The sequence below is a fragment of the Pseudomonas sp. Sample_9 genome (assembly GCF_004307535.1).
GTDB classification, from domain to species: Bacteria; Pseudomonadota; Gammaproteobacteria; order Pseudomonadales; family Pseudomonadaceae; genus Aquipseudomonas; species Aquipseudomonas mercuritolerans.
Window position 1 is genome coordinate 1 of sequence record NZ_RAZO01000272.1, and the last position, 6,709, is coordinate 6,709.

The 6,709-nt window shown below is 61.4% G+C and carries 9 protein-coding genes; 4 read left to right on the forward strand and 5 right to left on the reverse strand.

The features are described from left to right. On the forward strand, window positions 1-1,133 hold a 1,133-nt coding region (locus D6877_RS15000; protein ID WP_130911303.1), incomplete at its 5' end, for a CaiB/BaiF CoA-transferase family protein. A gap of 209 nt (window positions 1,134-1,342) precedes the next feature. Here D6877_RS15000 and D6877_RS15005 read toward each other — a convergent pair. Both D6877_RS15005 and D6877_RS15010 read right to left on the reverse strand, forming a co-directional pair. Next, window positions 1,343-1,837, reverse strand: a complete 495-nt coding sequence (locus D6877_RS15005) for a SprT family zinc-dependent metalloprotease (RefSeq protein ID WP_024013976.1) — start codon at window positions 1,835-1,837, stop codon at window positions 1,343-1,345. Between the two features lie 148 nt (window positions 1,838-1,985). Continuing rightward, window positions 1,986-2,588: a Yip1 family protein gene (locus D6877_RS15010; RefSeq protein ID WP_016773629.1), complete on the reverse strand. Its 603-nt coding sequence runs from the start codon at window positions 2,586-2,588 to the stop codon at window positions 1,986-1,988. 425 nt (window positions 2,589-3,013) lie between these two features. On the opposite strand from D6877_RS15010, the gene ttcA reads away from it, so the two are divergent. Together ttcA and D6877_RS15020 are read left to right on the forward strand one after the other, a co-directional pair. After that, complete coding sequence (gene ttcA, locus D6877_RS15015) at window positions 3,014-3,838, forward strand: tRNA 2-thiocytidine(32) synthetase TtcA (protein WP_024013975.1); 825 nt, start codon at window positions 3,014-3,016, stop codon at window positions 3,836-3,838. A gap of 168 nt (window positions 3,839-4,006) precedes the next feature. Beyond that, entirely contained in the window at window positions 4,007-4,681 is a 675-nt protein-coding gene (locus tag D6877_RS15020; protein WP_016773632.1) for a DNA-3-methyladenine glycosylase I, read from the forward strand. An 89-nt stretch (window positions 4,682-4,770) separates the two neighbouring features. On the opposite strand, the gene D6877_RS15025 is transcribed toward D6877_RS15020, so the two are convergent. The 3 genes from D6877_RS15025 to arsC are packed head-to-tail and all read right to left on the reverse strand — an operon-like array spanning window position 4,771 to window position 6,142. Then, on the reverse strand, window positions 4,771-5,196 hold the full coding sequence (locus D6877_RS15025) for a DUF2069 domain-containing protein (protein ID WP_130911304.1): 426 nt from the start codon (window positions 5,194-5,196) through the stop codon (window positions 4,771-4,773). Beyond that, on the reverse strand, window positions 5,196-5,792 hold the full coding sequence (gene wrbA / locus D6877_RS15030) for an NAD(P)H:quinone oxidoreductase (RefSeq protein ID WP_041479575.1): 597 nt from the start codon (window positions 5,790-5,792) through the stop codon (window positions 5,196-5,198). The genes D6877_RS15025 and wrbA overlap by 1 nt, the downstream gene beginning before the upstream one ends. Continuing rightward, window positions 5,789-6,142, reverse strand: a complete 354-nt coding sequence (gene arsC / locus D6877_RS15035; RefSeq protein WP_130911305.1) for an arsenate reductase (glutaredoxin) — start codon at window positions 6,140-6,142, stop codon at window positions 5,789-5,791. Before arsC ends, wrbA begins: the two co-directional genes overlap by 4 nt. A 113-nt stretch (window positions 6,143-6,255) precedes the next feature. Between arsC and D6877_RS15040 the strand changes: the two genes are divergently transcribed. Continuing rightward, window positions 6,256-6,709, forward strand: a 454-nt coding sequence (locus tag D6877_RS15040; protein WP_130911306.1) for a TlpA disulfide reductase family protein, incomplete at its 3' end; no start/stop codon positions are given.

Consider the following 6,709-nt stretch of genomic DNA (forward strand, 5'->3'; position numbering starts at 1 on the left):
TGCCGGGGCCGTTCGCCTCGTTGCTGCTGGCGGACATGGGCGCCGAGGTGCTGCGCATCGAATCGCCAACCCGTATGGATCTGCTGCGGGTGCTGCCGCCGCATGATGGCGGGGTCTCGGCCAGCCACGCCTATCTGAATCGCAACAAGCGCAGTCTGGCGCTGGATCTGAAACAGCCCGAAGCGCTGCAGATCATCAAGCAACTGCTGGGCGAGTACGACATCGTCCTCGAGCAGTTTCGCCCCGGGGTGATGGAGCGTCTGGGCCTGGGTTATGAAGCGTTGAAAGCGATCAATCCAAAGCTGATTTATGTGTCGATCAGCGGTTACGGCCAGACCGGGCCGTACAAGGAACGCGCCGGGCATGACATCAACTATCTGGCGCTGGCGGGACTCGCCAGCTACACCGGACGCGCCGACAGCGGGCCGTTGCCGCTGGGCATGCAGGTGGCGGACGTGGCGGGCGGCTCGCTACACGGAGTGATCGGCTTGCTGGCAGCGGTGATTGCCCGTCAGCAAACCGGGCAGGGCACCCATCTGGATGTGAGCATGACCGACTGCGCGTTCAGCCTGAACGCCATGGCCGGCGCGGGTTATCTGGCCTGTGGCGTGGAACCAGGTCGGGAAGACCAGATGCTCAATGGCGGCAGCTTTTACGATTATTACCGCACCCGGGATGGGCGCTGGATGTCGGTGGGCAGTCTGGAGCCGGCCTTCATGCAGCACTTGTGCACGGCGCTGGGCCGGCCGGAACTGGCGGCGCAAGGGTTGTCGCCCAGGCCTGAGCAACAACAGGCCTTGAAAGAGGCGTTGCGCGTCGAGTTCGAGCGGCATGATTTTGCAGAACTGTGTGAGTTGTTCGCCGGGGTAGATGCCTGTGTCGAGCCGGTGTTGAGTTTGGGCGAGGCGCTGGGCCATCCGCAAATGCAGGCGCGGAAGCTGGTGACCCAGGTGCCGCGCGGCGATGGCACGACGCAGGCGCAGATGGCCTGTCCGTTGAAATTCTCTCAAGCATTGCCGGCGCCAAGGCATGTTGGCGCGGGGTTGGGGCAGCATACGGATGAGGTGTTGGGGGAGTTGGGGTTGAGTGCTGAGCGGATCGCCGAGTTGCGTTCGGCCAAGGTGATTCTGTAGCGCTCATGCCGCCGCCTTCGCGAGCAGGCTCGCTCCCACATTGAAATGCATTCCCCTGTGGGAGAATTGCCGAGTTGCGTTCGGCCAGGGTGATTCTGTAGCGCTCATGCCGCCGCCTTCGCGAGCAGGCTCGCTCCCACATTGAAATGCATTCCCCTGTGGGAGCGAGCCTGCTCGCGAAGGGGCCAGTCAGGGCACCGCAGAACTGACTATTCCACCCGCATCTCACCACTGAACACCAGCGTACTGCGGCAGCGCCGGCACAGGTACCGCCGCCCTTGCCGCACCAGACCATGGCGCTGGGCGGTAAACGGGAAATCACTGTCGGGGCACGGGCATTTGTAGATATAGCGGGTCACGCTGCGCCGCTTGATTTCATAGGTGTGGCAGCGGTCCGGCGGCAGTTCGTAGACGCCGCGCATGATCAGTTGCCACTCCTCGCCATGGGGCTGGATGCGGTCGCCGAACAGTTGATGAGCGATCAGGTGAGCGACTTCGTGAGCGACGGTCTGCTTGAGGAAGTGCTCGGTGTTTTCCCGGTACAGCTGCGGATTGAAGCGCAGCAGGTTCTCGTGCAGATGCGCGACACCGGCTTTCTGCCCGCGCAGCTTGAGACTGACCACGGGGCGTTTGAAGGAGCGTTTGAAAAAGGATTCAGCGAGTTGGTAACAGTCTTCGACGCGGGTATTGAGTTGCTCGGGCATGCTTGATGGATCTCCAGAGACGCCGAGTATGCCGCAACCCCGGCGACTTGCGAATCGCCGACCTGCCGAATGGTCGTCGCCCCAACGAGAAGGCCGCCTTGCGGCGGCCTGTATTGGCAGATGTTGTTTTTCTCAGGGAGGAAACAGGTCAGTTGGTATAGACCGGGCCGACACCCAGGCCCCAGACAATCACGGTGAACGCCATGATCGCCACCAGCACCACCAGGCCGACGGCGAGCACCGAGCTGGAAAACAGGAAACCTTCATCCGAAGGGATGTTCATGAAGGTCGGCAGGCCGACATACAACAGATACACCGTGTAGCAGATGGCCGCTGTGCCGACGATCATCCCCAGCCACATGTGCGGATACAGCGCCGCCAGACCGCCGACGAACAACGGTGTCGCCGTGTAAGTGGCAAACGCCACGCAACGGGCCAGGCTTGGATTGGCGTCATAGGTGCGGGCCATCCAGTGCACGAAGGCGCCCATCACCGCGACCCCGCCGAGCATCGCCAGGTACGACATGATGGTCATCCACAAGGCGCTTTCGAACGTGAGCATCACCGGCGCGCGGTTGCCGATCACCCAGCCGACCTGGGTCGTGCCGATGAACGCCGAGACCGCAGGGATCGCCGCCAGGATCAGCGTGTGCGTCAGGTACATGTGGCTGATGCTTTCCTCTTGGTCGCCACGGATCTCCTTCCATTCCTGATCGGGGTGGGTAAACAGTCCCACTACGTGATGGATCATGCCATTCACTCCTCTTGTCATTGCCATCGCCCCCCAACGGAGCGCCTACGGGCCAAGATGGCCGAGCAAATACAGGTCTTCAGATGTGTGCGACCTTATGTCGCAGTATAGAAAGGACTCCAGCGCACCGGTATGCCGGGCTTAGAGCAAATCGCGCTGTAAACGGGGTGGATAATCGCCTCGGGGTCTTGCGGGGAAGGAATTTTTGGGGTTGAAACACTTTTGTGGCGAGGGGATTTATCCCCGTTCGGCTGCGCAGCAGTCGCCAAGCCATTCACCGCGCAGTGTCAGGCAATACGAGTTCTCGGGTTTTGGGGCTACTTCGCAACCCAGCGGGGATAAATCCCCTCGCCACAGATGCTTCGCGCTACTGGGGTTTTTGCGTAAAATGCCGGCCTTTCGTCACACCTCACGGATTTCGCGTCATGGGCACTCTTACGGTCAACCAGAACAAACTGCAAAAGCGCCTGCGCCGCCTGGCCGGCGAAGCGGTCGCCGATTTCAACATGATCGAAGACGGCGACAAGGTCATGGTCTGCCTGTCCGGGGGCAAGGACAGCTACACCATGCTCGACGTGCTGATGCACCTGCAGAAGGTTGCACCGATCAAGTTCGACATCGTCGCGGTGAACATGGACCAGAAACAGCCGGGCTTTCCCGAGCACGTGCTGCCGGCCTACCTGAAAGAACTGGGCATCGAGTATCACATCGTCGAGAAAGACACTTACTCGGTGGTCAAGGAACTGGTGCCGGAAGGCAAGACCACCTGTTCGCTGTGCTCGCGCCTGCGTCGCGGCACGCTGTACACCTTCGCTGACGAAATCGGCGCGACGAAAATGGCCCTCGGTCATCACCGCGACGACATCGTCGAAACGTTCTTCCTCAACATGTTCTTCAACGGCACCCTGAAAGCGATGCCGCCGAAGCTGCGCGCCGACGATGGCCGCAACGTGGTGATTCGCCCGCTGGCGTACTGCAACGAGAAGGACATTCAGGCTTACTCGGACTTGAAGCAATTCCCGATCATCCCGTGCAACCTCTGCGGCTCGCAGGAAAACCTGCAGCGCCAGGTGGTCAAGGAAATGCTTCAGGACTGGGACCGCAAGACCCCGGGCCGCACCGAATCGATTTTCCGCAGCCTGCAGAACGTGGTGCCGTCGCAACTGGCCGACCGCAACCTGTTCGACTTCACCAGCCTGAAGATCGACGAGACCGCGGCTTCGCGTTTCGTCAATGTCGTCAATCTGTAAACACAACCTGTAGAAGCAGGACCTGTGGTTGAGGGGATTCATCCCCGCTGGGACGCGAAGCGGCCCCAAAATCTCGGGGTCTGCTGCGCAGCCCAGCGGGGATGAATCCCCTCGCCACAGGGGCCTGCTTCTACAGGTGTTATTCATTTCCAAACCTCAGGAGAGGGCATGCGCGATTACAAGTGGCTGCACGAATACTGTCTGAACCGTTTCGGTTCGGCGGCTGAACTGGAAGCCCATCTGCCCGTTCCCAAGACCCCCGCACAACTGCGCAAGATCCGCGACGACCGCTACCTCTCGACCATGGCCCTGCGGGTTTTTCGCGCCGGGCTCAAGCACAGCCTGGTCGATGCCAAGTGGCCGGCGTTCGAAGAAGTGTTCTTCAAGTTCGATCCGGAAAAAGTCGTGCTGATGAGCGCCGAACACCTTGAGCGGCTGATGCAGGACGCGCGGATCATCCGCCACCTCGGCAAGCTGAAAAGCGTGCCGCGCAATGCGCAGTTCATTCTCGATGTGGAAAAGGACAAGGGCAGCTTCGGCGCGCTGATCGCCGACTGGCCGGTGACCGATATCGTCGGCCTGTGGACCTACCTGAAAAAGCACGGCCACCAACTCGGCGGGCTGTCGGCGCCGCGCTTTTTGCGCATGGTCGGCAAGGACACTTTCGTGCCGAGCTACGACGTGGTCGCGGCGCTGAATGCGCAGAAGATCGTCGACAAAGTGCCGACCAGCCAGCGTGATCTGGCGACGGTGCAAAACGCGTTCAACCAATGGCACGAACAGAGCGGCGGACGGCCGATGAGCCAGATTTCGATGATGCTTGCCTATACCGTCAACCATTAAAACCGCGTCGCTGCATTCGCGAGCAGGCTCGCTCCCACCCCTGGAATGCATTCCCCTGTGGGAGCGAGCCTGCTCGCGAAAGCGGTTGGTCAGGCGACGCTGATCTCGCCTTCGCCAGCCAATTTGCGATTCAACTGATAGCGCCAGCGCACATACAACAGCGCCGAGCAGAACACCGCCAGGCTGGCGGCCATTTCCAGCAGGCCGAACAGCTGCCGGTTGGGGTCGTACGCCGCCAGTGCGCCTTTGATGAAATACAGGTTCACCACAAAACACATCCACGAATGGCCACGGGCGCTGCCCATGATCATCGCCGGGGCGAGCACCAGCCACGGGATCAGCTCGACCAGCAGAATCACCCAAGGCCGCGCGCCATGCAGGTCGGCGAACACCAGGTAATAAACAGCGAGCAAGCCGGCGAGGGCGAAAAAGCTCAGCAGGCTGAGCACGCGCATCGCCGTCACCCGTGGCTCAAGCCACTCTATCGAGGGCAGGACTTTCGGCTTCTTCGCCATCAGCCCACCAGCTTCTGCGCGGTTTTCGCCAGACGCAGACCGAGTGCGCGACACAGCGCCACTTCATGCTGATCAAGACCGTTCTTGCCGTCGGCACCGGCGTGATGGCTGGCCCCGTACGGCGTGCCGCCACCTTCGGTTTCGAGCAGCGCCGATTCGCTGTAGGGCAGGCCGGTGATCAACATGCCGTGATGCAACAGCGGCAACATCATCGACAACAGCGTGGTTTCCTGACCGCCGTGCAGGCTGGCGGTGGAGGTGAACACACCGGCCGGTTTGCCGACCAGCGCGCCAGTCAGCCAGAGGTTGCTGGTGCCGTCGAGGAAGTACTTGAGCGGCGCGGCCATGTTGCCGAAACGCGTCGGACTGCCCAAGGCGAGGCCGGCGCAGTTCTTCAGATCATCGAGGCTGGCGTAGAGCGCGCCCTCAGCGGGAATCTCCGCCGCCACCGCTTCGCACTCGGTGGAAATCGCCGGCACTGTGCGCAGACGCGCTTCCATTCCGGCCTGTTCGATGCCACGGGCGATCTGCCGGGCCATCTCGTTGGTCGAACCGTTGCGGCTGTAATAGAGAACCAGAATGTACGGCGTGCTCATGGCAACAACTCCAGCACGTTTTCCGGCGGGCGACCGATGACGGCCTTGTCGCCAACTTCCAGAATCGGCCGCTCCATGAGTTTCGGGTGCGCGGCGATGGCGTCGATCAATTGCTGCTCGCTGAGGCTGGCGTCGGCCAGGTTCAGGGTTTTGTATTCCTCTTCACCGCTGCGCAGCAGCTGCCGCGCGCTGATCCCGAGCTTGCCGAGCAGGGCCTTGATCTGCGCGGCGCTGAGCGGCGTTTCCAGGTAGCGCACGACAGTCGGAGTCAAGCCGCGGGCTTCGAGCAGTTCCAGCGCGCCGCGGGATTTCGAGCAGCGCGGATTGTGATAAAGCGTCAGATCGGTCATGGCGGGTCGCTTCTGGCGTAAAGTGGCGGCTATTCTAACTGTGCGGCGCGCAATCCAGAACCGTCAGAGGCGATGGGTCGCAGGCGCTTTCGAATTTTCACAAGGAACACGACATGACACGGCGATTGGCAGCGGCATTGACGATTCTCGGGGCGTTGATGCTGGGGGGCTGCGGGAATGATTACGGCATCGACCAGAACGGCCAGAAGGTAGCGTCCGAACGTCTGGACAAGCAGTGGGTGGTGCTCAATTACTGGGCAGAATGGTGTGGCCCGTGCCGCACGGAAATTCCCGAGCTGAATCATTTGGCTGATGAGCTCAAGAGCAAGAATGTCGGGGTGTTCGGGGTCAACTTCGACAACGTGCAGGGCGCGGAGCTGAAAGAAGCCAGCGAAAAGCTTGGCATCAAGTTCACCGTGCTCGCGCAGGATCCCGCCGAGCTGTTCGACCTGCCGCGCAGTGAGGCGCTGCCGGTGACGTTCATCATTGATGACAAGGGCAAGGTGCGTGAGCAGTTGCTGGGTGAGCAGACGGCGGCGGGGGTGCTGGCGAAGCTGGAGGCGTTGC